Source organism: Microbacterium sp. E-13, from assembly GCF_049912955.1.
Lineage (GTDB): Bacteria > Actinomycetota > Actinomycetes > Actinomycetales > Microbacteriaceae > Microbacterium.
Window position 1 is genome coordinate 2,589,405 of the sequence record NZ_CP183973.1, and the last position, 25,426, is coordinate 2,614,830.

Consider the following 25,426-nt stretch of genomic DNA (forward strand, 5'->3'; position numbering starts at 1 on the left):
TCAGTCCTCGAAGGCGCCGTAGACCTCGACGGTGTTGGCGGCGATCTGCGCGCACAGCTCGTCGATGCCGAGTCCGAGCTCCTCGGACATGAAGCGCACGGTGACCGGGATCAGGTACGGCGCGTTCGGCCTCCCGCGATGGGGCGTCGGAGTCAGGAACGGGGCATCCGTCTCCACGAGGATTCGCTCCCGCGGGATCACCGCCAGCGCATCGCGGAGGTTCTGCGCGTTCTTGAACGTGATGTTGCCGGCGAAAGAGAGCCAGTAGCCGCGCTCCCCCGCGATGCGGGCCATGTCGGCGTCACCCGAGAAGCAGTGGAACACCGTGCGCTCGGGAGCACCTACGCGCTCGAGCGTCTCGAGCACGGAGTCGTGCGCGTCCCGATCGTGGATCTGCATCGCGATGCCGTGCTTCTTTGCGAGCGCGATGTGCGCCTCGAAGCTCTCGAACTGGGCCGGCCGGCCGTCGTCATCGGTGCGGAAGAAGTCCAGGCCCGTCTCGCCGATCGCGCGCACGCGCGGCTGCGCGGCGAGCTCGTCGATGACCCCGATGGCCTCGTCGAGACGGCCCGCCGCGGCGTACGCCGGCGCCTCGTTCGGGTGGATGGCGACCGCCGCGAGGACGCGGGGGTGGGATGCTGCGGCCCATGCCGACCATCGGCTCGACTCGATGTCGCCGCCGGCCTGCACGACGCCGACCACGCCGACCTCGCCCGCGCGGTCGAGCTGCTCGTCGAGCGACAGGCCGACGCCGTCCTCGATCTCGAGATGGGCGTGGTTGTCGTACACGGGCACGGCGAGCGGCTCGGGGGCCGCGGGATACGAGACGTCGCGCGAGCCCTTCTCGCGTGTGCGGACGTACTGCGAGGGGTCGGAACCAGCCTCGGGGTAAGGCACCGGGGGTGTTGCCATCAGGCCGTCTGCTCGACGCGCGGGAAGAGCGGGGCGAGACCGTTCACCGACGTGCCGGGCCTCAGCACGCCCCAGGCGCCGGCCTCGCGGATCGGCTGGTCCTGCAGGCGGCCGATCGTCTCAGCCGCGCCGAGGGCAATCCAGAGCTTCTCGGTCGACTCCGGCATCACGGGCGACAGCAGCACGGCGAGCGCGCGCAGACCTTCGGCGGCGGTGTAGAGCACCGTGCCCAGACGCTCGCGCTGGGCGTCGTCCTTCGCCAGCGCCCAGGGCTCGTTCTCGGTGATGTAGAGGTTGAGCGCGTCGACGATCGTCCAGACGGAGGTGATGGCCTCGTCGATGCGGAAGCGCTCGATGGCTTCGTCGGCGCGGGCGGCAGCATCCGCCACCGTCTTCTGGATGTGCAGGTCGCCGTCGGTGTACGCGCCGGCCGGCGGCACGACGCCCTCGAAGTAGCGCTCGACCATCGCCGTCGTGCGAGAGGCGAGGTTGCCGAACCCGTTCGCCAGCTCGGCCTGGTAGCGGGCGGAGAGATCCTCCCACGAGAACGAGCCGTCCTGCCCGAAGGCGATCGCCGACAGGAAGTAGAACCGGTACGCGTCCGAGCCGAAGACGTCGGTGATCTCGGTCGGCGCGATGCCGGTGAGCTTCGACTTCGACATCTTCTCGCCGCCGACGAGCAGCCACCCGTGGGCGAAGACCCCGCGCGGCACCTCCACGCCCGCCGCCATGAGCATCGCGGGCCAGATGACGGCGTGGAAGCGCAGGATGTCTTTGCCGACCACGTGGTACGCGGGCCAGCGGCGCGCGAACTCGGCCGGGTCCGTGCCGTAGCCGATCGCCGTCGCGTAGTTGAGCAGCGCGTCGACCCAGACGTAGATGACGTGCGACTCGTCCCAGGGCAGCGGAATGCCCCAGTCGAAGGCCGAGCGCGAGATCGACAGGTCTTTGAGGCCGTTCTTCACGAACGACACGACCTCGTTGCGGGCGGACTCCGGCCGCACGAAGTCGGGCACGCTGGCATACAGGTCGAGCAGCTTGTCCTGGAACTCGCTCAGCTTGAAGAAGTAGTTCTTCTCCTGCAGGAGCTCGAGAGGCTTGGAGTGGATTGCGCAGACCTTCAGGCCCTCGAAGGCACCGGTGCCGTCGACGATCTCCGATTCGGGCTTGAACTCCTCGCAGCCGACGCAGTACAGCGCCTCGTACTCGCCGGCGTAGATGTAGCCGCGGTCGTAGATGGCCTGGACGAACTGCTGCACGCGCTCCTCGTGGCGGGGCTGCGTCGTGCGGATGAAGTCGTCGTTGGCGACGTCGAGCGTCTCGAGCAGCGGGAACCACGCCTCGGTGACGAGCTTGTCGACCCACTCCTGCGGCGTCACGCCGTTCGCCGATGCCGCGCGCATCATCTTCTGGCCGTGCTCGTCGGTGCCGGTGAGCATCCACGTGTCGTCGCCGGCCTGGCGGTGCCAGCGCGCGAGGGTGTCGACCGCCACGGTGGTGTAGCCGTGGCCGATGTGCGGCACGTCGCTCGGGTAGTAGATCGGCGTCGTGATGTAGAAGGACGAGGGGCCGGAAGTCACCCGACGAGTCTAGTCAGCGCGGACAGCGGCGTCCGCGCTGTGACGGCGTTCACCCGCGGGCGGAGAGCGCCGCCTGGTACAGCTCGCGGCTGGAGTGCCCGGTGAGGGAGGACACCTCGGCAGCAGCCGCCTTCAGGCGGCTCCCTCCCGCGACGAGCTGGAGCACCTGCGCCACCGCGTCGTCGAAGGGAACCTCTCGTGCAGCCGCCCCCTCGACCACGATGACGAGCTCCCCCCGGACGCCCTCGGCCGCCCAGGCGACGAGGTCGGCGAGCGGGCCGCGGGCGACCTCCTCGTGGAGCTTGGTGAGCTCGCGGCAGACCGCGGCGCGCCGGTCGCTCCCGAACGCCGCCGCCATATCGGCGAGGGTGCCCCCGGCCCGCGAGGGCGCCTCGAAGAAGACCATCGTGCGCGGTTCGGCCGCGAGGGCGCGGAGTGCCGTCGCACGCTCACCGGCCTTGCGCGGGACGAAGCCCTCGAACGTGAAGCGGTCGGTCGGAAGACCCGACACGGCCAGCGCGGTGACCACCGCGCTCGGCCCCGGGATCGCCGTCACGTCGACGCCCGCCGCGGCGGCGGCCGCGACGAGACCGTAACCGGGGTCGCTCACGGTGGGCATGCCCGCGTCGCTCAAGACCAGCACGTCCTGCGAGCGTGCCAGCTCGACGAGCTCCGGGGCACGCTCCTTCTCGTTGTGGTCGTGGAGGGCGATCAGCCTCGGCCGGTTCGCGATGCCCAGAGCCGAGAGCAGCCGCTGCGTGGTGCGGGTGTCCTCGGCGGCGATCACCGTCGCTTCGCCGAGGGCCTCGACGAGCCGCCGGGAGGCGTCCCCGAGATTGCCGATCGGGGTCGCCGCGAGGATGATCACGCCCTCAGCCTAGACTTGGCCGGGTGACGGACGCCCCGTGGCTCGAGACCGATCGGCCCGCCGCGCCGCTCGTTCCCCCGGCACGTGCGAGTCTGTACGACCGCTTCGCGCGCCGCCTGAGCGAGGACCCGCGCGCGCGCCGGCTGTACGCCTGGCTGGGGCCCGCGATCGTCGTCGTCATCGCCGCCGTGCTGCGCCTGTGGAACCTCGCTGCCGCGCACGACCTGATGAACCAGTTCGACGAGACGTACTACGTCAAGGACGCGTGGACCCTTCTGCACCTCGGCTACGAGGCGTCCTGGCCCGCCGAGGCCAACGCGAGCTTCCTGTCCGGCGATGTCGGCGTCTTCACCACGAATCCGTCCTTCGTGGTGCACCCGCCGCTCGGCAAGTGGATCATCGCGCTCGGGATGCTCGTGCTCGGCCCCGACTCGGGCTGGGGCTGGCGCATAACGACCGCGCTGCTGGGCACCGCCGCGGTGCTGCTGCTGATGCTCATCGCCCAACGCCTGACGCGGTCCACCACCTTCGCCGTGGTCGCGGGGCTCCTCATGGCGGTCGACGGCCTCGCGATCTCGATGAGCCGCGTCGCGCTGCTCGACACGTCGCTCACGTTCTTCGTGCTGCTCGCCTTCCTCTTCGTGCTCCGCGACCGGGAGCGCACGATGACCCGGATCGCTCAGGCCGTCGCCGCACGCTACGACGGCGACGCCCCTCCCTCGTGGGGGCCCGTGCTGTGGAACCGCCCCTGGATCGTCGCCGCCGGCACAGCGCTGGGGGCTGCGAGCGCCGTCAAGTGGTCGGGCGCGTGGGTGCTCGCGGGCATCGGGATCTACCTCGTGGTGACCGACGCGCTGGCCCGCCGCCGGGCGGGCGTGCTCTTCTGGCCGACGGATGCCGCGCGCCAGGCGCTGGCGACCTTCGTGCTGCTCGTGCCCGTGGCGCTCGTCGTGTACGTCGCCTCGTGGACCGGCTGGCTCATCACCGACGGCGGGTACGACCGGCATGCGGGAGGCAACGCGCTGGAGAGCCTGTGGATCTATCACGCGGCGATGTACCGGTCGGCATCCGGGATCACGTCGGGCCACTCCTATGCCAGCCCGGCGTGGCAGTGGCCGCTGCTCATCCGTCCGACCGGCGTCTACTACCACCAGGACCCGTTCGGCACGAACGGCTGCACCGCCCCCAACGGCTGCTCCGAGGTCATCTCGACGATGCCGAACCCTCTGATCTGGTACGCCGGGGTGATCGCGGTGCTGTATCTCGCGTACCGCTTCGTGGTCGCCCGGGACTGGCGCCACGCGCTTGTGCTGACCGGCGTCGCGGCCACCTACGTGCCGTGGCTGTTCCTCCCCGACCGCACGGTGTTCCAGTTCTACACCGTGCTGATGCTGCCCTTCATGCTGCTGGCGCTGACGTTCGCACTGCGAGACATCGCAGGCGCCGCCTCCGCCGACTCCCACCGGAGACTGACCGGACAGCGCCTCGTGCTGGTGTTCGTCGTCGTCGCACTGGCCCTCTCGGCGTTCTGGTACCCGATCATCTCGGCGATGGACGTGCCTTACGACTTCTGGCACCTGCACATGTGGCTGAGCAGCTGGGTCTGACGCGCGTCATCCTTCGAGGTCGGCGGGATCGGTGACGGGCAGCCGGCACGCGAAATCGTGGCAGTCGTAGGCCGTCGGCAGCCCGCCGCGCTGCTCCTTGCCGGAGAAGAGCTCGAATCCCGCCTCCGTCCATGCGGTGACCTGCTCGGGGGTGACGATGGCCACGACATCGGCGCGGATGCTGCGGGCCGCCGTCGCGACACCGGCCGCGGCATCCGCCGTCACGACCACCACCTGTCGCGGTGCGCCCGCGAGCGCCGCCGCCACGCGCAGCAGCGCACCGTACGCGAGCGGCTGCCCGAGCGCACCGCGCGCGTGCGCCGAGACCAGCCTCTCGGCGGTCACCCGGTAGCGCTCCCCCGCGCCCAGCACCCACAGTGCCGTCGCGGCCTCCGCGATCGAGGCGGCACCGGACGGCTCGTCGGCGTCGGAGGCGGCGTCGGGTGCGGCGATCCCCTGCTGCGACAGCATCGGGTCGCCCCCACCGGGCACGTGCACGGCGTCGTCCGGACCCAGGCACGCGTCCACGATCTCGCGTGCCCGCACGGCGTAGGCCGCCTCGCCGGTGGCCGCGGCGAGCGCGAGCAGGCCGCTCGCCAGCTGCCCGTGATCGGCGAGCGTCGCGCGGGCGCGCGACGGGATCTCGTCGAGCGAGGCCCGCAGCAGACGGCCCGCGGGCGTGATGTTGACCTCGAGAACGGCGTCTGCCGACCACCGGGCGGCCTCGACCCAGCGCGGCTCGCCGAGGCGCGCGCCGGCGCGGGCGAGGGCGCCGATCGCCAGGCCGTTCCAGCCGGTCACCACTTTGCCGTCTACGGCCGGCGGCTCGAGACCGGCTCGCTCCGCGGCATCCCGCGCGTAGTAGCCGCCTTCGCTTCGGGCGCCGTCGATCCACGACTCGGAGTCCTGCGCCGCCCCGAACCCACCCCCGGGCTGCTGAAGGACGTCGATGAGGAACGCCGCGATCCCTCCCGCGATGTCAGGGGATGCGGCGTCCAGCGCGACGTCCAGCAGCTGCGCGTTGTCGGTCAGCATGCGCTCGTAGTGCGGGACGCTCCAATCCGGACGGGTCGCGTAGCGGAAGAACCCGCCCTCCACGGGATCGCGCAGCGGTGAGGCCGCCATCGCGGTGAGCGCGCGGTCGGCCACGGCGGCCGCCTCGGGCGCACCCTGCCGTACGAGGCGGGTCTGCAGGAACCGGAGCGCCGTGGCGATCGGGAACTTCGGGGCCGGCGAGGCCGGGTCGCCGAACCCGCCGAAGCGGGGGTCCTCGCGCGCGCCGAGCGCGCGCGCCGCGCCGAGGAGGTCTTCCGGGGTCGGGGCGGCGGCGCCGGCGGTGGGCGAGGACGCCCGCACCTCGGCGAGCGCGCCGGCGACGGCATCCGCCGTCTCGTCGACCTGATCGCGGCGCTCGGTCCACGCCTCCCGCACGGCCGCGAGCACCTGGCGGAAGGCCGGCATGCCGCCGCGTGGCTGGGGCGGGAAGTAGGTGCCGGCGTAGAACGGGCGGCCCTCGGGCGTCACGAACACGGTGAGCGGCCAGCCGAGGTTCTGGGTGAACGCCCCGGCGGCCGCCATGTAGGCGGCGTCGACGTCGGGGTGCTCCTCGCGGTCGACCTTGATCGACACGAATCCGGCGTCGAGATCGGCTGCCGTCGTCGCGTCCTCGAACGACTCGCGGGCCATCACGTGGCACCAATGGCAGGTCGAGTAGCCGATCGAGACCATGACCGGCACGTCGCGGCGCCGAGCCTCCGCGAACGCCTCCTCGCCCCACGGAAACCACGCGACCGGGTTGCCCGCGTGGGCTCGCAGGTACGGGCTCGTCGCTTCCGCGAGGCGGGGGTTCACGGCATCCGCTCCTCAGTCACGTCAGTGATCGACCGGCGCCGCCTCGGACGTCAGTTGACCTCGTCGGGGTGTGCGCTGACCCTCCCCGAGCCGTCGCCCGGGTCCATGGCGTCGATCGCCGCGATCTCGTCGGCCGTCAGCTCGAAGTCGAACACGTCGAGGTTCTCCTCGAGGCGCTCGCGGCGCACCGACTTGGGGAAGACGATGAAGCCCTTCTGCAGGTGCCAGCGGAGCACGGCCTGTGCCGGCGTCTTGCCGTGCGCCTTCGCGGCGGCCGCCACCGGCTGCGCGTCGAAGAGGTCGTACTTGCCCTGTCCGAGGGGTCCCCACGACTCGATCCTCACGTCGTGGGCGGCCGCCCAGTCGGTGACCTCGCGCTGCTGGTACGCGGGGTGCAGCTCGATCTGGTCGACGGCGGGAACCACGCCGGTCGCGGCCACGAGCTTCTCGAGGTGGGGCACGAGGTGGTTCGATACGCCGATGCTGCGGGTGAGTCCGGCGTCGCGTATCTCGATCATCTTCTCCCACGCGTGGACGTAGTCGTCCTTGGCGGGCGTGGGCCAGTGCACCAGGTAGAGGTCGACCCGCTCGAGGCGGAGCTTGTCGAGGCTCTCGCGGATGGCGGCGTGCGGCTCCTCGTCGTGGTGGCGGTCGTTCCACAGCTTGGTCGTGATGTACAGCTCGTCGCGCGCGATGCCGCTCGCGGCGATCGCCGCCCCGACGCCCTCCTCGTTGCCGTAGATGGCGGCCGTGTCGATGTGGCGGTAGCCCACCTCGAGCGCTTCGGCGACGGCCCGCTGCGTGTCGGCCGGCGGCACCTTGAAGACGCCGTAGCCGAGCTGGGGGATGGAGCTGCCGTCGTTGAGGGTCACGCTGGGGACTGTCATGGCTCCAGCCTAGGACGGTCTCGTGGGGTCGGGACGGGCCGTCGTCACGCATCCTGAGCGTCTTCGATATCCCCGTCGAGGGCGATCTCGTCGTGCTCACGGTGCCACTCGTACACCCAGTCGATGATCGGCCGGGGAGGAGGCAGGTCGTCGGGCGACGCCCACTGTGCGAACGTCGTCTGTCGTCCGCGCCGGCCGCGTCGCGGAGCACGGCCCGGGCCCCGGAACGGAACCGACGGGTACCGGGGTGTTCGCGCAAGCGGATCCCGCTTGGTGCCGGCGTCGGCGTCCCATCCGATCGCGCCGGCGTACCTCTGGCGGATGTCGGCCACCGCACTCTCGAGCGCCTCGAGACCTTCGGAGCTCAGGCGATACCACCGCCAGTTCTCCTCCGCGCGCACGTCGACGCACTTCGCATCGCGTAACAGACGCAGGTGTTTCGACACCGCCGTTCGACTGATCCGGAACTCCGGCCCGACGACGTCCGCAAGCTGGCCCGACGTGTGCTCGCCGCTGGCGAGGATCTCGATGATCCTGCGTCGTACGGGCTCGGCGAGCGCTTCGAACGGATGCATGGACCGAACGTAGGGGCGGCCGCGGTCGGGGCCGTGGCCGCTCGGCGAAGGTCGGGGACGACCCGCCGGTTTCGGGCGCTGTGGAGGAGGCGACGGGCGCGTCTTCCTGGGGCCGCCCGCAGACAACCTCTCAAAAGGCCGATGAACTTCCGGTTCACACACCAGGAGCGATCCCACCCCGGCGCCCCCACTGAACTTCCAGTTCACACGCCGAAGCCGCGGCCCGGCACGGCCACTGAACTTCCGGCTCACACACCAGGAGCGATCCCACCCGGCGCCCCCACTGAACTTCCAGTTCACACGCCGAAGCCCCGGCCCGGCACGGCCACTGAACTTCCGGCTCACACACCAGGAGCGATCCCACCCGGCGCCCCCACTGAACTTCCAGTTCACACGCCTAGGCCCCGGCCCGGGCACGGCCACTGAACTTCCGGTTCACACACCAGGAGCGATCCCACCCGGCGCCCCCACTGAACTTCCGATTCACACACACCCACACCCCCGCTCGGACACCACTGAACTTCCGGGTCACACAGCTGAGGACCTGAGGGCGCCTCCGTCACGGCGCGCTGACTCGTCACTGTCACCGGTGTCTCCGACCCTCCCCGGAGAGCCGTGTGAACCGGAAGTTCATTGGGGTTTTCGGAGGTTCCCCGCCCCACGGAGGCGCGCCAGGCGAGGTTGCGCACGAGATACGATCGAAGGCTATGTCCGTGCCCGAACCCGTCATCTCGTACCCGCCGGAACTCCCCGTCAGCGCCGCGCGCGACGAGATCGCGCGCGCCATCCGCGACCACCAGGTCTTGATCGTCGCGGGTGCCACGGGTTCGGGCAAGACGACGCAGCTGCCGAAGATCGCGCTCGAGCTGGGGCGCACCCGCATCGCCCACACTCAGCCGCGCCGCATCGCGGCCCGGACGATCGCCGAGCGCGTCGCGGAAGAGCTGCAGGTGCCGCTCGGGTCGACCGTCGGCTACAAGGTGCGCTTCACCGACAAGGTGTCCGACGACACGCGCATCGCGCTCATGACCGACGGCATCCTGCTCAATGAGATCCATCGCGACCGGCTGCTGCGCCGCTACGACACGATCATCGTCGACGAGGCGCACGAGCGCTCTCTCAACGTCGACTTCCTCCTCGGCTACCTGCACCGCATCCTGCCGAAGCGCCCCGACCTGAAAGTCATCATCACCAGCGCGACGATCGACCCGGAGAGCTTCGCCGCGCACTTCGCGACACGACCGAGCACCCCGGGGACCGAACCGCAGCCTGCTCCGATCATCGAGGTCTCGGGGCGCACCTACCCCGTCGAGATCCGGTACCGCCCGCCCGCCCGACCGGCCAGGGGCGAAGACGAGACCGACGACGTCGACGGCATCATGTCCGCGCTCCGAGAGCTCGACCGCGAGTCCCCAGGTGACGTGCTGGTGTTCCTCCCCGGCGAGGCCGAGATCCGCGACGCCGCCGACGCCGTCCGGGGCATGTACGCGAAGGATGCCGCACCCACCGAAGTGCTGCCGCTCTACGGCCGCCTGTCGGCGGCGGAGCAGCACCGGGTGTTCGAGCGCTCGCAGGTCGCGGGCATCCGTCGCCGCGTGATCCTCGCCACGAACGTCGCCGAGACCAGCCTCACCGTGCCGGGCATCCGCTACGTCGTCGACACCGGCACCGCGCGCATCTCGCGGTACAGCAACCGCAGCAAGGTGCAGCGCCTGCCGATCGAGGCGGTGTCGCAGGCGTCGGCGCAGCAGCGGTCCGGCCGCGCCGGGCGCACGAGTCCCGGCATCGCGATCCGCCTCTATTCCGAGGAGGACTTCGGCACCCGGCCGGAGTTCACCGAGCCCGAGATCCTCCGGACCAGCCTGGCCTCGGTCATCCTGCAGATGCTGTCGCTCGGCTTCGGCGACATCTCGTCCTTCCCGTTCCTCACCCCACCGGACTCCCGCGGCGTGAAGGCCGCGCTCGACCTGCTCATCGAGCTGGGCGCGGTCCGCCCTCCGACCGGCTCAGGGGCCGGGCGCGACCGTCCCACCCTCACCGACCTCGGCCGCGAGATCTCCCGCCTGCCGATCGACCCGCGCTTCGCACGCATGCTCGTCGAGGCCCGCCGCATCGGCGTGCTGCGCGACGTGCTCGCGATCGTCGCCGGCCTGTCGATCCAGGATGTGCGCGAGCGCCCCGAGGAGCGACGCGAAGAGGCCGACCGCCTGCACGCGCGGTTCACCGACCCGTCGAGCGACTTCCTCAGTCTGCTCAACCTCTGGAACCACCTGCAGGAGAAGCAGGCCGAGCTCGGCTCGAGCGCGTTCCGGCGCCTGTGCCGCGCCGAGCACCTCAACTACGTGCGCGTCCGCGAGTGGGCCGACGTGCATCGGCAGCTGAGCGCGCTCGTCAACGCCCCCCGCGCCTCCGCACGCTCCGGAGACGCCGGCGGAGGCACCGCCGATCCCGACGAGATCCACAGGGCGATCCTCTCGGGGCTGCTGTCGCAGCTCGGCATCCTCGATGAGCGCACCGTCAGCCCGCCGAAGGACCGCCGCCCCGCAGGCGGGGGGCGGCCGGGCGCCGCCGAGTACGCCGGCTCGCGCGGCACGCGCTTCGCGATCTTCCCCGGCTCCGGGCTGAAGAAGAGGCGCCCGAGTGCGGTCATGGCCGCCGAGGTGGTGGAGACCAGCCGCCTGTTCGCCCGCACGGTCGCCGCGATCGACCCAGCATGGGCGGAGCCGCTCGCGGGCGACCTCGCCAAACGGTCACTGAGCGAGCCGCACTGGTCGAAGGCGTCGGGCGCGGCATCCGCCTACGAGAAAGTCACCCTCTTCGGGCTGGAGATCATCCCTAAGCGCCGCGTGCAGCTCGCCCGGTTCGACCGGCCCTTCGCGCGCGAGCTGTTCCTGCGGCACGCGCTCGTGGAGGGCGAGTGGGACACGTCCCACCTCGACAAGAGGCTCACCGCCTTCGAGCGGCGCAACCTCGAGCTGCGCCGCCGCCTCGAGAAGATCGAGGAGCGCGAGCGCCGCCGCGACATCCTCGTCGGCGACGAGGCGGTGTACCGGTTCTACGACGCGCGGATCCCCCGCGACGTGTTCGACGCCCGCTCCTTCGAGACCTGGTGGAAGGATGCCTCGTCCCGCACGCCGCGACTCCTCGACATGACGGAGGCCGACCTCGTCGACGAGGCATCGCGCGGCGACGAGCGCGACTTCCCGGCGCGCTGGACCCAGGGCGACCAGGTGCTCTCGCTGGCCTACCGCTTCGAGCCCGGCGCCCCCGACGACGGCGTCACGGCCGTCGTGCCCCTGGCGCTCCTCGCGCAGCTGCGTCCCGACGGCTTCGACTGGCAGGTGCCCGGCATGCGCGACGAGCTGATCACGGCGCTCCTGCGGGCATTGCCGAAGTCGATCCGCAGGCACGTGGTGCCCGCCGCCGACTGGGCCGCGACCTTCGCCGCCGACCTCGCCGGGCAGGGCCCCGAAGCCCACGCGGGACTGCCCCCGCTGGCCCTCCGGGAGGCGCTCGCCACGCGCATCCAGCGCGTCGCGAGCCAGCCGGTGCGCGTCGCGGATTTCGAGATGGACCGGGTTCCGGGTCACCTGCAGATCTCGTTCCGCGCCGTCGACGAGCGCGGGCGCGCCGTCGGCTCCGACCGTGATCTCGGCGCGCTGCAGGCCCGGCTCGCCGACCGGGCCCGGGCATCCGTCTCCCGCTCGCTCACCGCCCGAGGCACTCCGCTGCGGCCTGCGGGCGCGGGCGGCGACGCGAACCGCGCCGGGGCGTCCGCCGACCCGGCGCGCCCGGGCGCTCCCGTTCCCCGTTCGCCCGACGACCAGCACACCACCGCCTTCGCCGAGCGCACCGGTCTCACCGACTGGAGCTTCGGCGACCTGCCCGAGGTCGTCGACACGAAGGTCGCCGGCGGCGTCGTGCGGGGCTACCCCGCCATCGTCGACGAGGGCGCCTCGGTCGCGCTGCGCATCGAGACGACTCCCGAAGCCGCGGCGCGGGCGACGACCGCGGGGGTCCGCCGTCTTCTGCTGCTGGCCGTCGCATCCCCGTCGGCGTACGTGCTCGAGCACCTGACGTCGGCGGAGAAGCTCGCGCTGGCGGCATCGCCGTACCCGTCGGCGAAGGCCCTCATCGAGGACTGCCGCGTGGCGGTGGCCGACGCCGTCATCGCACGCACGGCTCCGGACGGCGTCGTGCGCAGCCGGGCGGGCTTCGAAGCCGTGCGAGAGGCGTTCTCGGCGGTGGTCGTCGACGAGCTGTTCCAGACGGTCTCGCTGACCGCCCGCATCCTGACGGGCGCCCGCGAAGTCGAGCGCGCCATGCGCGACGCGAACTCGCTGACCCTCCTCGGCGCGCTGAACGACGTCAAGGGACAGCTGGCAGGTCTCGTCTTCCCCGGCTTCGCCGCCCGGACCGGCACCGCGCGGCTGGCACAGCTCCCGCGCTATCTGCGGGCCGCCCTCGACCGGGTGCGCGCTCTCAGCGACAATCCCGGTCGCGACCGTCAGCGGATGACCGAGTTCGAGCGCGCTGCGGCGCTGTTCGCCGAGGCGGGCGGGATCATCCCGCCCGCGGATGACGCCCCGGCATCGCTGGTGCACGCGAGATGGCTGCTCGAGGAGTACCGTGTGAGCCTGTTCGCGCAGTCCCTCGGCACCGCCGAGCCGGTGTCGCTGCAGCGGATCCAGAAGTCGCTGCGGGAGCCCCCGCGGGAATAGCCGCCTCGACGACAGGAGTTGCCCCCGTCATGACCACTGCGATCGCGTACAACGAGTTCGGGGGCCCTGAGGTCCTGCACGAGATCTCTCTCCCGGAACCCGTCCCGGGCACCGGTGAGGTCGCGATCCGCGTCGCCGCGGCCGGCGTCAACCCGATCGACGCGAAGCTGCGCTCCGGCGCTCGCGTGTCCGCCCCGATCACCGAGCCGCGCCGGGTTGGCAACGACGGCGCGGGAGTGGTCACCGCGGTCGGTGAGGGCGTCGACGGCTTCCGCGTCGGCGACCCGGTCGTCTTCGCCGGCGCGAAAGGCGCCTATGCGACCGAGGTCGTCGTGCCGGTCGCGCACGTCTTCCCGCGGCCCCCGCAGGTGAGCGCGGCCGAAGGGGCGGCGCTCGGCATCCCGGTGGGGACGGCCTATCAGGCGCTCCGGTCGCTCGGCGTCGGCGCGGGCGACTCCCTCCTGGTGCACGCCGGATCGGGTGCCGTGGGCCAGGCGCTCATCCAGTTCGCCGTGCTGTGGGGGGCGACCGTCGTGGCGACGTCGTCCGAGCGCCGGTCGGGCCGCGTGCGCGAACTCGGCGCCATCCCGGTGACGTACGGCGACGGCCTCGCCGACCGCGTCCGCGAGGCGGCGCCGCAGGGCATCACCGCCTCGATCGACGCAGCGGGCACCGACGAGGCGCTGCAGACCTCGCTCGAGCTCGTCCCCGACCGCGGGCGGATCGCCACACTCGTGCGCGGGCGCGATGCCGCGGGCCTCGGCATCCGCGCCTTCTCGGGCGGCTCCCCCGCCCCGCTCACGCCGCAGCAGCAGACGTGGCGCACCGAAGCCGTGCCGGTGACCATCGCGCTCATGGCCGCGGGCCGGTTCTCGGTCGAGCTCGGCCCGTCGTTCGCCTTCGCCGACGCCGCAGAGGCGCATCGGGCGATCGAGGACGGCGTGGACGGCAAGATCACGCTCGTGCCCTGAAGCGGGCGGGCTCGCAACAGTACGTCACACGGCGCACGGCGGGCGCGGTGCGGCTCGACAATGGTCAGCATGCCTGAGAAGAGTCCCGCCGCCCGTCGCTCCTTCGCGACGGCGCAGGTGCAGGCCGGGTTCGACTCCGGCACCGCCGAGAACACGGCGATTCCGAGCATCCACCAGTCCAACGGGTTCGAGTTCCGCTCGCTCGCCGAAGCCCGCGACCTCTTCGCGCTCCGCCGGGACGGCAACATCTACAGCCGCGCGGCGAATCCCACCGTGCTCGTCTTCGAGCGCCGCATCGCCGAGCTCGAGGGCGGCATCGCCGCGGCCGGCGTGGCGTCCGGTCAGGCGGCGGTCGCAATCGCCCTGCTCGCCCTCGCCAAGCAGGGGGAGCACATCGTGGCCGCCCGCCAGCTGTACGGCGGCACGGTGGACCTGCTTCAGGACACGTTCGCGGACTGGGGCATCGCGGTGACCTTCGTCGACCAGGACGACATCGGCGCCTGGCGGGCCGCGGTGCGCCCCACGACGCGCGCGCTCTTCGCGGAGTCCATCTCGAACCCCATCGCGCAGGTGCTCGATCTGGGCGCGGTCGCCGCGGTCGCCAAGGACGCGGGGGTTCCCCTCGTCATCGACAACACCGTCGCGACCCCCTACCTGCAGCGCGCCAAGGACTTCGGCGCCGACATCGTCGTGCACTCGGCCACCAAGTTCCTCGGCGGCCACGGCACGTCGCTGGGCGGCGCGGTCGTCGATCTCGGCACCTTCGACTTCACGACGCAGCCGGAGCGGTGGCCGCAGCTGACCCAGACGTATCCGCGGGTTCCCGACGGCAGCCTGGTCGAACGCTTCGGCAAGACCGGCTCCCCGTACATCGCGCTGGTCAAGACGAAGTACGTGCACGATCTCGGCCCGTCACTCTCGGCCTTCAACGCGTTCCAGCTGCTCCAGGGCCTCGAGACGCTCGACCTGCGGATGGAGCGCCACACGGCGACCGCGCTGGCCGTCGCCCGGTTCCTCGAGACGCATCCTGCTGTCGCGCGCGTGCACCACCCGGGACTGGAGTCGAGCCCGTGGCACGCTCAGGCCGCGACGTACCTGCCCAGGGGAACCAGCTCGGTGTTCGCCTTCGATCTGCCTCAGACCGGCGACCCGGAGTCGGACTTCCGCCTCGTCGAGGAGTTCATCTCGCGCCTGCGGGTCGTCAAGCTCGTCGCCAACATCGGAGATGCCCGCAGCCTCGTCGCCCACCCGGCCTCGATGACGCACAGTCACATGTCCCCGGCCCAGCTCGCCGAGGCGCACATCGGCCCGACCACGGTGCGGCTGTCGATCGGCCTCGAGGACCCGCGCGACATCGTGGACGACCTCGCGGGCTCGCTCGACCAGGTCGCACTGGGCGACGCGCAGGCGCAGCTCGAGGAGAGCGTCCTCCGCTAGTCTTCGGGGCGCGATGGGCGTTGCGCCGATAGCCTCGTGTCATGACCTCGTCCCGCTCCCCGCGCTGGGGGATCCTCGGACCGGGCGGCATCGCCCGCGCCTTCACCAGTGACCTGCGGACCGCGGGCCTCGACGTCGCCGCCGTGGGATCCCGCCGCCGCGAGACCGCCGAGGCGTTCGCCGCCGACTTCGGCATCCCGAACGCCCACGGGTCGTACGAGGAGCTCGTCGCCGATCCGGACGTCGACATCGTCTACATCGCCACCCCTCACCCCGCGCACGCCTCGAACGCGCTGCTGGCCCTGGAGGCGGGCAAGCACGTGCTCGTCGAGAAGCCGTTCACCCTCAATGCCGCCGAGGCCGAGACGGTGCGCGAGGCGGCGGCCGAACGGGGACTCCTCGCCATGGAGGCGATGTGGACCCGGTACCTGCCGCACATGATCCGCATCCGCGAGCTGGTGGCCTCGGGCGCCCTGGGCGAGATCCGCGCGCTCACGGCCGACCACACGCAGGCCCTGCCGACGGACCCGGGCCACCGCATCAATGCCCTCGAGCTGGGTGGCGGCGCCCTCCTCGACCTCGGGGTCTACCCCGTGTCGTTCGCGTGGGACATCCTCGGCGAGCCGCTGTCGATCGTCGCCTCCGCGCGGATCGGCGACGCCGGCTCCGACACCGAGGTGGCCACGATCATGGCGCACGCCTCCGGCGCGCTCTCGACCTCGCTGTCGGCGTCGCGCGGGGTGGGCCCCAACACCGCCTCGATCATCGGCACCGACGCCCGCATCGATATCGACCGCGTCTGGTACACGGCATCCTCGTTCCGGCTCGTCGGTCCCGACGGCACCGTCCGCGAGGAGTTCCGGTCGCAGATCGAGGGACGCGGCATGCAGTACCAGGCGCTCGCGGCCGAGCGGTATCTCGCCGAGGGCCGCACGGATTCCGACATCCTGCCGATCGAGGAGACCGTCGCGATCATGGCCACGCTCGACGAGATCCGTGATCTCGTCGGCGTGCGCTACCCCGGAGAGGAGTGACGTGCCCGACCTGCTGAGCCCCCGCGTGGCGGTGTATCTCGACTTCGACAACATCGTGATGTCGTGGTACGACCGCGTGCACGGCAAGAACTCGTACTCCCGCGATCGTCAGAAGATCGCGGCGGATGCCTCGGACCCCGAGATCGCCGAGCGCCTCACGAGCGCCACGATCGACGTCGGGGCGATCATCGACTACGCGACGTCGTTCGGAACGCTCGTGCTCACGCGCGCCTACGCGGACTGGTCGGCGCCGGTCAATGCGGAGTACCGTTCTCAGCTCGTCGCCCGTGCCGTGGATCTCGTGCAGCTCTTCCCCGCGGCCGCCTACGCGAAGAACGGCGCCGACATCCGCCTCGCCGTCGACGCCGTCGAAGACATGTTCCGGCTGCCCGACCTCACGCACGTCGTGATCGTGGCCGGCGACTCCGACTACGTCCCGCTCGCCCAGCGCTGCCGGCGACTGGGCCGCTTCGTGGTCGGGGTCGGCGTCGCCGGGTCGACGGCCAAGTCTCTGGCCGCGGCGTGCGATCAGTTCGACTCGTACGACGCCCTTCCGGGCGTCGCGGCTCCGCCGGCAGGACGGAAGGATGCCGCGCCGCCGCGCTCGTCGTCGGGCAGCAGGCGTGCCAAGCGGGCCGCTGCAGACCCCTCGGAGTCGCTGCTCGAGCGCGCCCTGCGCCTGGAGAGCGACAAGGAGGGCGTGGAGTGGCAGCACGCCTCGGCCGTGAAGAGCCTCGTCAAGCGCCTCGACCCGTCGTTCAGCGAGAAGGCGCTCGGCTACAAGAGCTTCTCGGAGTTCGTGAAGGCGCACCCCAGCGTCGCCGAGGTCGACGAGTCCGGCAACATCGTTCTCATCCGCCTCGCCGCCGACCGCCGGTAGCCGGGCCGGCCGCCGGTAGCCGGGCCCGCGGCCGGTCGATTCCGGCCGGATCTGGGGAATCGCGGGTCGGGTACAGTGTGAGCTGTGGCACGCCGTCAAGCCCCGCCGGGCTCGCAGACCTCGCTTCGCGAGGCCAATCGCGCGCGGGTCATCGAGTCGCTCAAGCGCCACGGGCGTCTCACGCAGATCGAGCTCGCCGGCAGCACCGGGCTCTCGCCGGCGACGGTCTCGAACATCGTCAAGGAGCTGACCGCCTCCGGCCTCCTGCACACCTCCTTCACCACGAGCAGCGGACGCCGGGCGACTCTCGTGTCCCTCGCCCGCCGGCTCGGGCTCGTCGCCGGTGTGCACTACAGCTCCCGGCATCTGCACCTGGCGATCGCCGACACCGCTCGCACGATCGTCACCCAGTCGTCGCTGCCCCTCCCGCTCGACCACCGCCACGACTCCGAGCTCGACCGCCTGGCCCTCCTCCTCGGCGACATGATGGAGTCGCTGGGCGGGTCGCTGACCGACCTGCTGGGCGTGGGCCTCGCACTCCCCGCGCCGATCGACCCTCGCACCGGAATGGTGTCGACGCCGGGACTGCTGCGCGGCTGGGAGGGCGTCGACGTCGCCGGCAGCCTCTCCGCGCGAATCGGACGCCCCGTCCACGTCGACAGCGAGGCCAATCTCGGCGGCCTGGCCGAAGCCCGCGAAGGCAACGGGCGCTCGGCCACGTCGTCGGTGTTCATCCGGGTCGGCCACACCATCAGTGCGGGCCTGATCGTGAACGGCGACCTGTTCCGCGGCGTCAACGGCAAGGCCGGCCAGATCGGCCACGTCACCCTCGACGAGCACGGGCCCATCTGCCGTTGCAGCAACCGCGGATGCCTCGAGACCTATGCGGGCGGACCCGCGCTCCTGTCGCTGTTCCCGCCGAGCGAGGGCATGCACCGGCTCAGCGATCTCCTTCAGGCGGCCGACGCCGGCGACGGCGCGGCACGTCGGGTCATCGCCGACGCGGGCCGGCACATCGGCATCGCGGCGGCGAGCCTGTGCAACCTGTTCGACCCGGAGCTCATCGTGGTCGGCGGCGAGCTCGGGCAGGCCGGGGAGATCCTGATGGCGCCGATGCGGCACTCGCTCGAGCGCACGGCGCTGCCCGCGGCCGACGGCCTGCCCGAGATCATCGAGGCGTCGTTCGGTGAGTGGGCCGAGGCGCGCGGCGCGATCGCGATCGCCCTCGACCACGTCACGGTCGACGCACAGCTCCCGGCAGCGGCCTCCCTTCCGATCACCGCGTAGGTCGGCCGATGCCTGGTACGCGACTCGACCGGCCGCGGCGACCCTCGAGCCGACGGCGCACGGCAGCGGCAGCATCCGTCCTCCTCGTCACGGCGGCGGTGCTGTCGGCGTGCACCGGCACGCCCGGCGGAGGCGGCGTCATACCGTCGGACGACCTGATCGCGCTGCTGCTCCCCGACGCCAAGACCGCGCGCTACGAGACCTTCGACAGGCCGCTGTTCGAGGCCCGGGTCGACGAGCTCGGCGACTATCGGGTGCTGTACGCCAACGCCGACCAGGACGCCGCCAAGCAGCAGCAGCAGGCCGAGTCGGCGCTGACCGCCGGCGCGGGAGTGCTGGTGCTGGATCCGGTCGACGCGAACGCGGCGGTGAGCATCGTGACCTCCGCGAACGCGAAGGGCGTGCCGGTCATCTCCTACGACCGGCTGATCAACGGCGGCGACCTCGCGTACTACATCTCGTTCGACAACGAGAAGGTCGGCGTGCTCCAGGCGAGCGCGTTCGTGGAGGGCTTGAAGGAGAGCGACGAGCGCAGCGGCATCCTGATGGTCAACGGCTCACCCACCGACAGCAACGCCGCGCTCTTCAAGGAGGGCGCACACAGCGTGATCGACCGCAGTGGGCTGCGGGTGCTGGCCGAGTACGACACGCCCGGATGGAGCCCCGAGAAGGCGCAGGAGTGGGTGTCGGGCCAGATCGCCCAGCATGGCGACGCGATCGGCGGCGTCTACGCCGCCAACGACGCGACCGCCGGCGGAGCCATCGCCGCACTGCGGGTCGCGAACGTCGACCCACTGCCCATCGTGACCGGACAGGATGCCGAGCTCTCGGCCATCCAGCGCCTCCTGACCGGCGACCAGTACATGACGGTGTACAAGGCGATCAAGCCCCAGGCCGAACTCGCTGCCGAGGTCGCCGTCAAGCTCCTGCACGGGGAGGAGGTGTCGGCGCCGCTCGAGATCGAGGGCACGCCCGCCACCCTGCTCGACCCGGTGGCGGTGACGGTCGGCGACATCATGGACACCGTGGTCGCCGACGGCTTCTGGAGCGCCTCCGACATCTGCACGCCGGCGTACGCGGATGCGTGCGAAGCGGCGGGCATCCGGTAGGGTCCGAACTCTGGCAGGGATCAGGTGGGATCGCGAGCGACGATGAGGACGGGGCGAGAATGTCGATGACGCACCCGCGGACGGGGCGGCCGCGTGAGCGCGTGCTGACGATGCGCGGCATCGGCAAGAGGTTCGGCGCGGTCAAGGCGCTCACCGACGTGGACTTCTTCGTGAACGAGGGAGAGGTCGTCGCGCTCGTCGGCGACAACGGCGCCGGCAAGTCCACTCTCGTCAAGGTGCTCGCGGGCGTTCACCCGCCCGACGCCGGCTCGATCGAGTTCGATGGCGAGCCGGTGGGCATCGACTCCCCCGCCTACGCGCAGCAACTGGGGATCGAGACGATCTTCCAGGACCTCGCCCTGTGCGACAACCTCGACGTGGTCGCCAACCTCTGGCTCGGGCGCGAGCTCCGCGACGGCGCGACGCTGGACGAGGTCGACATGGAGCAGCGCACCTGGACCCTGCTGCGCGAGCTCTCGGCCAAGATCCCCTCGGTGCGCGTGCCGGTCGCCTCGCTGTCCGGCGGGCAGCGGCAGACTGTCGCGATCGCCCGCTCGCTCATCGGCGAGCCCCGCGTCGTGATCCTCGACGAGCCCACGGCTGCCCTGGGGGTCGCGCAGACCGCCGAAGTGCTGAACCTCATCGAGCGGCTCCGCGAGCGAGGTCACGGCGTCATCCTCATCAGCCACAACATGGCCGACGTCATGGCGGTCGCGGACCGCGTGGTGGTGCTGCGTCTCGGGCGTAACAACGGCGTGTACAACGTCGCCGACGTGACGAGCGAGACCTTGATCGCGGCGATCACCGGCGCGGTCGACCATTCGGCCGTGCGGCACGCACCGGAGCGGAAAGATGCCGCCTCCCCGCCGCCGTCCGCCGGGTCGCCGGCCGAGGAACCGCCGCGGGACGAGCACACCGCCGGCGGCACCGTGATCCGCATGCCCCGCGCCGGCTCCCGCACGCGCCGTCCCCGCGGGGACGGGTCCCGATGAGCCTCCACGGCGACGAGCGGCTCGCCCCGCCGGTGGCGGAGGAACACCTCCTCAGCGGCAGCGGCATCCGTCACGCGGCCGAGGCGTTCGTGGCCCGCGTGCGCGGCGGCGACCTGGGCGCCCTGCCCGTCGTGCTCGGCATCGCGGTGATCTGGACCGTGTTCCAGCTGCTCAACCCCGTGTTCCTCTCCAGCGAGAACCTCGTGAACCTCACGATGCAGTGCGCCGCCATCGGAACCATCGCCCTCGGCGTGGTCCTCGTGCTGCTCGTCGGCGAGATCGACCTCTCGGTGGGCTCGGTGTCGGGCCTCGCCGCGGCCGTGCTCGCCGTGACCTTCGTGCAGCTGCACTGGAACCCCGTGTTGTCGCTGCTCGCGGGGATCGCGATCGGCTGCCTCGTCGGGTTGCTCTACGGGTTCCTGTATACGAGGTTCGGGCTGCCGAGCTTCGTCATCACCCTCGCCGGCCTGCTCGGCTTCCTGGGCCTGCAGCTGTGGGTGCTGGGCGAGACGGGGTCGATCGCGATCCCGTTCGACTCGTGGCTCGTGCAGTTCGCCCAGCAGATGTTCCTTCCGGCGTGGGCGTCGTACGTCGTCGCCGTGCTCGCGGTGGGGGCCTTCGCGTGGTCGCTCGTTCGCCGGTCGCGCCGGCGTGAGGCCGCGAATCTGGTCAGCCAGAGCTACACCGAGATCGCGCTGCGCAGCGGCGTGCTGCTCGTCTTCCTCCTTCTCGCGACCTGGTATCTGAACCTCAACCGCGGCGTGGGGCTGATGTTCCTCTTCTTCCTCGCGCTCGTCGTCGCCATGGACTTCGCGCTCACCCGCACCCGCTGGGGACGCGCTGTGTACGCCGTCGGCGGGTCGGTCGAGGCCGCCCGGCGCGCCGGCATCCGGGTGGACCGCATCTACTTCTCGGTGTTCGCGATGTGCTCGACCCTCGCGGCGGTCGGCGGCATCCTCGCCGCCGCACGGCTGGCGTCGGCGAACCAGAGCTCGGGCACCGGCGACGTGAACCTGAACGCGATCGCCGCCGCCGTCATCGGCGGGACGAGCCTGTTCGGCGGCCGCGGGTCGGCCTACTCGGCCCTCATCGGCATCGTCGTGATCCAGTCGATCTCGTCGGGCCTGACGCTCTTGAACCTCGACTCCTCTGTCCAGTTCATGGTCACGGGCGTCGTACTCGTGCTCGCCGTGATCGTCGACTCGCTGTCGCGCCGCACCCGAGCGGCGACGGGTCGCGCCTAGCCACACCGGCGCCGCTTGGCTTCAGGAGGCGAACGCTTCCTCGGCGTTGCCAAAGCGTTACGTTCAAGACTTGACGACAAGAATGCCGGGTCGTCATGATCAGTTCAGCGCGATACTGCCCAGGAAGGGGTCCTGGGGTTTTCGATCGCTTCAATGACGAAGGGCGAAAGATGAAGAAGTCTTCACTCCTCGCCGTGGCGGCCCTCACGGGTGCAGCTGCGGTGATGCTGGCCGGCTGTGCCGGCAACACCGGTGGCGGGGGAAGCACCGGTGGCGCCACCGACGGCGGCGGCGACGCGACCGGCCGTGCGTGCGTGATCCTTCCCGATGCGGCGTCCTCGCCCCGCTGGGAGAACTTCGACCGCAAGTACCTGCAGGAGGGTCTTGAAGCCGCCGGCTTCGAAGCCGACATCCAGAACGCGCAGGGCGACGTCAACAAGTACTCGACCCTCGCCGACCAGCAGCTCACGAAGGGCTGCGGCGTCATGCTGCTCGTCGACTACCAGGGCGCGGCAGAGGCCGTGGCCACGAAGGCCAAGGGCGAAGGCATCCCGGTGATCGCCTACGACCGTCCCTTCGCGGGCGCGGACTACTACGTCTCGTTCGACAACGTCGAGGTCGGTCGCCTCGAGGGCCAGACCGTGCTCGACGGACTCAAGACCGCCGGCAAGGACCCGGCGTCCGCGGTCGTCGTGTACATGGGTGGCGATCCCACCGACGGCAACGCCGCCATGTTCCACGACGGCGCCGTGGAGGTCATGGAGGCCGCGGGCATCAAGGCAGCGGCGGAGCCCCCGGGGGTGTGGGACCAGGCGAAGTCGCAGACCAACTTCGAGCAGGCGCTGACCTCGCTCGGCGGCAAGGTGGACGGCGTGTGGGTGGCCAACGACACCAACGCAGCCGGCGTCATCAAGGTCCTGCAGGACAACAACCTCACCGGTGTCGCGGTCTCGGGTCAGGACGCCAACGTCGCGGGCCTGCAGAACATCCTGCTCGGCTGGCAGACCGCCACGGTCTACAAGCCGGTCAAGGACGAGGCCGACGCCGCCGTCGAGACGGCCGTCGCGCTGCTCAACGGCGACGACGTCCAGACGGATGCGAAGCTCGACGACGGTACGCCCTACATCCAGGTGACGCCGCAGCTCGTCGGCCCCGACAAGGTGAAGGACGTGGTCGCCGCCGGCGACGCCGACTACGACGACGTCTGCACCCCGGACGTGATGGCTGCCTGCGAGCAGTACGGAGTCACCGCACAGTAATCGATCGGCCTGCGGGCTGAACCGCAGGGGCGTCGCGCCGCACGGCGCGGCGCCCCTTCGCGCCGGATCACCGTCATCGCAAGGAAGCGAGCATGTCAGACACACTCACCGCCACCGAGCCGATCATCAAACTGGTCGGCGTCAAGAAGTCCTTCGGCCCGGTCAGCGTCCTCAAGGGCGTCGACCTCGAGGTCCACCCCGGCAAGGTCACCGCCCTGGTGGGCGACAACGGCGCCGGCAAGTCGACCCTCATCAAGGGCCTCGCCGGCGTCCAGCCGTACGACGAGGGTGAGGTGCTCATCGACGGAACCCACCGTGATCTGCACGCTCCCCGCGATGCCTCGGGCCTCGGCATTGAGGTCGTGTATCAGGACCTCGCCCTGTGCGACAACCTCGACATCGTGCAGAACATGTTCCTCGGGCGAGAGGAACTCTCGTTCGGCACCTTCGACGAGGGCCGCATGGAGAAGGAGGCGTCCGACACCCTTCGCTCGCTCTCGGTGCGCACGGTGAAGTCGGTGCGTCAGAAGGTGTCGAGCCTCTCGGGTGGCCAGCGGCAGACCGTTGCCATCGCGCGCGCCGTGCTGAAGAAGGCGCGCGTGGTGATCCTCGACGAGCCGACCGCGGCTCTCGGCGTCGCGCAGACGGAGCAGGTTCTCAACCTGGTCAAGCGCCTGTCGGAGCAGGGCGTGGCCGTGATCCTCATCAGCCACAACCTCGCTGACGTGTTCGAGGTCGCGGACGACATCGCCGTGCTGTATCTGGGCCAGATGGTGGCGCAGATACCCACCTCGGAGACGACGCGCGACGACGTGGTCGGCTACATCACCGGCACCAAGGCACCCGCCGGCGTCTCGATCATCGACACGTCGACCATTCGCACCGAAGGAGGCGCGGAATGAGCAGCAACGCCACCCGCACCGAGGCAGCACCGGACCCCCTCGCCAGCGATCTCATCGGCAGCGGTGTCGAAGGCGGCGTCGGCGACCAGCTCACGGCATGGTGGCAGCGCGTCCGTGGCGGCGACATGGGAGCCCTCCCCGCCATCGGCGGCCTCGTGGTGCTCTTCATCCTGTTCTCGATCCTGAGCCCGTTCTTCCTCACCGAGCGCAACTTCGCGAACCTGCTCAACCAGGCGGCGACGCTCGTCGTGCTCGGCATGGCACTCGTGTTCGTGCTGCTGCTCGGCGAGATCGACCTGTCGGCGGGCGTCACCGGCGGTGTCGGAATGGCGCTCTTCGTCGTGCTGGCCTCGCAGGGCATCCCCTGGCCGCTCGCGCTGCTGATCGGGTTCGTGTTCGGGTTCCTCACCGGCGCGCTGATAGGTTTCTTCGTCGCCCGGGTCGGCATCCCGTCGTTCGTCGTGACCCTCGGTCTGTTCCTGGGCTACCAGGGTCTTGCGCTCGTCATCATCGGCCCCGGCGGCCTGTTCCGCCTCGAGGTGCCCGAACTGATCTTCCTGCAGAACGGCAACCTCCCCACCTGGGGCGGCTGGGCCATGCTCGTGATCATGCTGGCCATCTCGGCCGGAACGTCGTTCTGGGACCGGGCTCGCCGGGCCCGTGCCGGCGTCCCCAACCGTGCGCTGTCGCTGGTGTGGATCAAGCTCGCCGCCATCGCCGTCATCGGCGGCATCGTGGTGTTCGTCCTCAACCAGAACCGCGGGCAGTCGGTGATCGAGGTCGCGGGCGTGCCGGTCGTCGTGCCGGTGGTGCTCGTCATCCTCTGGCTCGGTACGTTCCTGCTCGACCGCACCAAGTTCGGCCGCTACATCTACGCCATCGGCGGCAACGCCGAGGCCGCCCGCCGGTCGGGCGTGAAGGTGCGCTGGATCAAGTGGTGGGCGTTCGTGATCTGTTCGAGCCTCGCGGTGTTCTCCGCGCTGCTGAGCGTCGCCCGCGTCGGATCGGTCGACGCGACGGTCGGTCGTGACATCGTGCTCTCGGGTGTCGCCGCGGCCGTCGTCGGCGGTGTCAGCCTCTTCGGCGGCAAGGGACGCCTCATGCATGCGGCGATCGGTGCGCTCGTCATCGCGACGATCACCAACGGCCTCGGCCTGCTCAACCTGCCGGCCGGCATCAACCTCCTCGTCACCGGCGGCGTCCTGATCCTCGCCGCGACCGTCGACGCACTGTCGCGCCTGCGGTCGGGCGGGGGAAGGTAGCCGCTTCGCAGCGGGCGAAGGCGCCGGGCGGAGCATCCGTCCCGGCGC

Annotated in this window: 19 protein-coding genes; 13 read left to right on the forward strand and 6 right to left on the reverse strand. The window is 71.0% G+C overall.

What is annotated here, in order from left to right:
• Genes ACN9MP_RS11945 through rsmI form a run of 3 tightly spaced genes read right to left on the reverse strand, consistent with a single transcriptional unit; the run spans position 1 to position 3,360 of the window.
• Positions 1 to 912 (reverse strand): TatD family hydrolase, encoded by a 912-nt coding sequence (locus tag ACN9MP_RS11945; RefSeq protein ID WP_426320443.1) that lies wholly within the window; start codon positions 910 to 912, stop codon positions 1 to 3.
• Positions 912 to 2,492: a methionine--tRNA ligase gene (gene metG / locus ACN9MP_RS11950; protein WP_426320445.1), complete on the reverse strand. Its 1,581-nt coding sequence runs from the start codon at positions 2,490 to 2,492 to the stop codon at positions 912 to 914. Before metG ends, ACN9MP_RS11945 begins: the two co-directional genes overlap by 1 nt.
• Positions 2,493 to 2,541: 49 nt before the next feature.
• Positions 2,542 to 3,360 carry a 16S rRNA (cytidine(1402)-2'-O)-methyltransferase gene (rsmI, locus tag ACN9MP_RS11955; protein ID WP_426320447.1) on the reverse strand — a complete coding sequence of 273 codons (819 nt, stop codon included), beginning with the start codon at positions 3,358 to 3,360 and terminating at the stop codon, positions 2,542 to 2,544.
• Between the two features lie 23 nt (positions 3,361 to 3,383).
• On the opposite strand from rsmI, the gene ACN9MP_RS11960 reads away from it, so the two are divergent.
• Positions 3,384 to 4,967: a dolichyl-phosphate-mannose--protein mannosyltransferase gene (locus tag ACN9MP_RS11960; protein WP_426320449.1), complete on the forward strand. Its 1,584-nt coding sequence runs from the start codon at positions 3,384 to 3,386 to the stop codon at positions 4,965 to 4,967.
• Positions 4,968 to 4,973: 6 nt separating this feature from the next.
• Here ACN9MP_RS11960 and ACN9MP_RS11965 read toward each other — a convergent pair whose 3' ends face one another.
• Genes ACN9MP_RS11965 through ACN9MP_RS11975 form a run of 3 tightly spaced genes read right to left on the reverse strand, consistent with a single transcriptional unit; the run spans position 4,974 to position 8,280 of the window.
• On the reverse strand, positions 4,974 to 6,818 hold the full coding sequence (locus tag ACN9MP_RS11965) for a thioredoxin domain-containing protein (protein WP_426320450.1): 1,845 nt from the start codon (positions 6,816 to 6,818) through the stop codon (positions 4,974 to 4,976).
• Positions 6,819 to 6,868: 50 nt separating this feature from the next.
• Positions 6,869 to 7,705, reverse strand: coding sequence for an aldo/keto reductase (locus ACN9MP_RS11970; RefSeq protein ID WP_426320452.1), 837 nt, complete (start codon positions 7,703 to 7,705; stop codon positions 6,869 to 6,871).
• Positions 7,706 to 7,749: 44 nt separating this feature from the next.
• On the reverse strand, positions 7,750 to 8,280 hold the full coding sequence (locus tag ACN9MP_RS11975; RefSeq protein WP_426320454.1) for an ArsR/SmtB family transcription factor: 531 nt from the start codon (positions 8,278 to 8,280) through the stop codon (positions 7,750 to 7,752).
• Between the two features lie 707 nt (positions 8,281 to 8,987).
• Here ACN9MP_RS11975 and hrpA point away from each other — a divergent pair.
• From hrpA to ACN9MP_RS12035, 12 genes are all read left to right on the forward strand, one after another.
• Entirely contained in the window at positions 8,988 to 13,001 is a 4,014-nt protein-coding gene (gene hrpA, locus ACN9MP_RS11980) for an ATP-dependent RNA helicase HrpA (RefSeq protein WP_426320456.1), read from the forward strand.
• A 29-nt stretch (positions 13,002 to 13,030) separates the two neighbouring features.
• Complete coding sequence (locus tag ACN9MP_RS11985; protein WP_426320458.1) at positions 13,031 to 13,972, forward strand: quinone oxidoreductase family protein; 942 nt, start codon at positions 13,031 to 13,033, stop codon at positions 13,970 to 13,972.
• 69 nt (positions 13,973 to 14,041) lie between these two features.
• Positions 14,042 to 15,409 (forward strand): O-acetylhomoserine aminocarboxypropyltransferase/cysteine synthase family protein, encoded by a 1,368-nt coding sequence (locus ACN9MP_RS11990; RefSeq protein ID WP_426320460.1) that lies wholly within the window; start codon positions 14,042 to 14,044, stop codon positions 15,407 to 15,409.
• 41 nt (positions 15,410 to 15,450) lie between these two features.
• Complete coding sequence (locus tag ACN9MP_RS11995; protein WP_426320462.1) at positions 15,451 to 16,443, forward strand: Gfo/Idh/MocA family protein; 993 nt, start codon at positions 15,451 to 15,453, stop codon at positions 16,441 to 16,443.
• 1 nt (position 16,444) lies between these two features.
• On the forward strand, positions 16,445 to 17,323 hold the full coding sequence (locus ACN9MP_RS12000; RefSeq protein ID WP_426320464.1) for an NYN domain-containing protein: 879 nt from the start codon (positions 16,445 to 16,447) through the stop codon (positions 17,321 to 17,323).
• An 84-nt stretch (positions 17,324 to 17,407) separates the two neighbouring features.
• Entirely contained in the window at positions 17,408 to 18,610 is a 1,203-nt protein-coding gene (locus ACN9MP_RS12005; RefSeq protein WP_426320466.1) for an ROK family transcriptional regulator, read from the forward strand.
• A gap of 8 nt (positions 18,611 to 18,618) precedes the next feature.
• Positions 18,619 to 19,719, forward strand: coding sequence for a sugar ABC transporter substrate-binding protein (locus ACN9MP_RS12010; RefSeq protein WP_426320467.1), 1,101 nt, complete (start codon positions 18,619 to 18,621; stop codon positions 19,717 to 19,719).
• A 59-nt stretch (positions 19,720 to 19,778) separates the two neighbouring features.
• Positions 19,779 to 20,711 (forward strand): ATP-binding cassette domain-containing protein, encoded by a 933-nt coding sequence (locus ACN9MP_RS12015; protein WP_426320469.1) that lies wholly within the window; start codon positions 19,779 to 19,781, stop codon positions 20,709 to 20,711.
• Complete coding sequence (locus ACN9MP_RS12020) at positions 20,708 to 21,955, forward strand: sugar ABC transporter permease (RefSeq protein ID WP_426320471.1); 1,248 nt, start codon at positions 20,708 to 20,710, stop codon at positions 21,953 to 21,955. The genes ACN9MP_RS12015 and ACN9MP_RS12020 overlap by 4 nt, the downstream gene beginning before the upstream one ends.
• Positions 21,956 to 22,125: 170 nt before the next feature.
• Positions 22,126 to 23,214 carry a sugar ABC transporter substrate-binding protein gene (locus ACN9MP_RS12025; RefSeq protein WP_426320474.1) on the forward strand — a complete coding sequence of 363 codons (1,089 nt, stop codon included), beginning with the start codon at positions 22,126 to 22,128 and terminating at the stop codon, positions 23,212 to 23,214.
• Between the two features lie 92 nt (positions 23,215 to 23,306).
• The gene (locus ACN9MP_RS12030) at positions 23,307 to 24,116 is read left to right on the forward strand and encodes an ATP-binding cassette domain-containing protein (protein ID WP_426320476.1); all 810 of its coding nucleotides are present in this window, start codon (positions 23,307 to 23,309) and stop codon (positions 24,114 to 24,116) included.
• On the forward strand, positions 24,113 to 25,378 hold the full coding sequence (locus ACN9MP_RS12035; RefSeq protein WP_426320478.1) for a sugar ABC transporter permease: 1,266 nt from the start codon (positions 24,113 to 24,115) through the stop codon (positions 25,376 to 25,378). Before ACN9MP_RS12030 ends, ACN9MP_RS12035 begins: the two co-directional genes overlap by 4 nt.
• Positions 25,379 to 25,426: the final 48 nt, after the last annotated feature.